This window comes from Bradyrhizobium sp. KZN70725, from assembly GCF_055264925.1.
The window spans coordinates 1-1,381 of record NZ_JBUYWT010000167.1 but is presented as its reverse complement, the minus strand read 5'-3'; the positions used below and the strand labels follow the sequence as shown (position 1 = coordinate 1,381).

Below are 1,381 nucleotides of genomic sequence, written 5' to 3'. Positions count from 1 at the left end.
TTGATACGGGCGCGAGTTTTGTTTCGCTGCCGCTCCCATGCTGCGATCTCGTTTCTAAGGCGTTTTGGATCGTCGATCCGGCGGCCGAGACACTGCCCTTGGAGCACGCCGATCTCGATCTCGACCATATTGAGCCAACTGGCGTGTTTCGGGGTGTAGTGGAACTCGAGGCGGCGCAGGATGCGGCGGGCCTCGGCGGGGGCAAAGGCCTGGTAGAGGGCGCCGGGGGCATGGATCGACAGATTGTCCTGCACGACACGGATGCAGGCGGCCTTGGGGTAATGGACATCGACGAGTTCGCGCATGCAGTGAGCATAATCCACGGCGGTGCGCCGTTCGGTGACTTTGACGTTACGCCAGGCCCGATGCGGATCGAGGGCGACAAAGAGATTGACGGTGCCGTTGCGGCGGTACTCGTAATCGTAACGCTCGCGCTTTCCCGGCTCGGGTGGGATCGGCTGGCGCACTTCGCCGATGAGCTGGACGGGGGTTTCGTCGAAGCAGACCAGCGGCCGCTCGGGATCAGGCGCTTCAGCGTAGAGATCGAGCACATCTTCCATGCGGGCGACGTATTCGCCATCGACATGGGGAATGCACCACATGTCCCTGCGCCACGGCTTGAGGTCGTTATCGGCCAGCCGGCGGCGCACGGTCTCGCCCGACAGGCTGTCATGATCGGTGAGCTTGACCATCACGTCGGCCAGCAGCGCCAGCGTCCAGCGCCTCCGGCCAGCGGGCGGCTTGGCGCATGCGGTCGCCACCAGCAGGGCTTCCTCCTTGCCGGTCAGCTTGCGCTCCGCACCGGGACGCGGCTCCTCACTCAAGGCCCGATCGAGATTGCCTTCCACCAAGCGGCGTTTGGTCCGATAGACGGTGGAGGCGCTTACTCTGACGGTCCGGACAATCTCCTCGTCGCGGCTGCCGATGTCGGCCGCCAGCAAAATCTGGGCCCGCTTGAGTTTGCGAGCGGCATGCTTGCCGCCGCTCAGCATCGCCGTCAGTTCCTCTCGCTCGGCTTGGCTCAATTCAACCCGGTACCGTACATTCATCGTTCGCCTCCCTGTCGGAGGCTCCGGACGAATCGATCCATGAGTCAAAAATCAGGCGCACGCTTTACCGAGAAGCAGGGCCATTATCTGGCTTTCATCTATACCTACTCGCACATGTTCGGACGGCCCCCCGCCGAAGCCGACATGCAGCGTCACTTCGGTGTTAGCCCGCCCTCAGTCCATCAGATGATCGTCACGCTCGAACGTAACGGCCTCATTCGCCGTCGAGCCGATATCCCCAGAAGCATCGAAATCCTCGTGCCGCCAGAGAACTTGCCGATCCTAAGCTGGCTCGGTATCAAACCGTCAAAATCACTGTGACGAGCCACTAG

At 62.3% G+C, this 1,381-nt stretch carries 2 protein-coding genes; one reads left to right on the top strand and one right to left on the bottom strand.

Features of this window, described 5'->3' with window-relative positions; translation table 11 throughout:
• On the bottom strand, window positions 1-1,049 hold a 1,049-nt coding region (locus tag ACZBJS_RS42490), incomplete at its 3' end, for an IS630 family transposase (RefSeq protein ID WP_463440328.1).
• A 39-nt stretch (window positions 1,050-1,088) separates the two neighbouring features.
• On the opposite strand from ACZBJS_RS42490, the gene ACZBJS_RS42485 reads away from it, so the two are divergent.
• Window positions 1,089-1,370, top strand: coding sequence for a LexA family protein (locus tag ACZBJS_RS42485; protein WP_076829365.1), 282 nt, complete (start codon window positions 1,089-1,091; stop codon window positions 1,368-1,370).
• The last annotated feature ends 11 nt before the right edge of the window (window positions 1,371-1,381 follow it).

What these genes read in the sequence shown, in the direction of transcription:
- ACZBJS_RS42485 (WP_076829365.1), top strand. Translation starts at nt 1,089, where the DNA reads ATGAGTCAAAAATCAGGCGCACGCTTTACCGAGAAGCAGGGCCATTAT.